The following is a 618-nucleotide window of genomic DNA, read 5'->3' on the forward strand; positions in this document are numbered from 1 at the left end:
TAAATGCCGCCCACCACCACCAAAAACACCGCCAACACAGGCCAAGTTGCGCGCAAAGCCCGCGCGCGCATCGCCCAAGGGGCACGCGGGCTCAGCCTGCCTTCCTGAGGGTGGCGGCGCATATAAATCGCAATGGCCGCCATATACCCAAGGGCTGCCAAAACCCCAGGGATCAGCGCGGCGGCGAAAAGCTTAGCGATATTTTGTTCCGTCAGGATCGCATAAATCACCAAAACGATGGAGGGGGGGATCAAAATGCCCAAGGTGCCCCCTGCCGCCAATGTAGCGGTGGCAAGCCCCCCCGAATAGCCCTTGACGCGCAGTTCGGGCAAGGCAACCCGCCCCATCGTGGCCGCTGTGGCCAGGGAGGAGCCGCAAATGGCCCCAAAGCCCGCACAGGCCCCAATCGCAGCCATCGCCACCCCACCCCGCCGATGCCCTAAGAAAGAGGCCGCCGCATCAAAAAGCGCACGGCTCATTCCACCCAAAGTGGCGAAATGGCCCATCAATAGAAACATCGGGATGATGGAGAGCGCATAATTTGAGAATATCGTGTAGCTTTCACTGCGCAGTCGCCCTAAGGCCAAACTGGCGTCCCCCTGCACGGCAGACAGGCCC

1 protein-coding gene is annotated in these 618 nt (G+C 61.2%); it reads right to left on the reverse strand.

The genetic code is table 11. The features are described 5' to 3' along the window. The coding region (locus ACR0B3_RS24455; RefSeq protein WP_480811304.1) for a TRAP transporter large permease subunit at positions 1 to 618 on the reverse strand (618 nt) is incomplete at both ends.

It is taken from the genome of Ruegeria sp. CE9 (assembly GCF_056537425.1).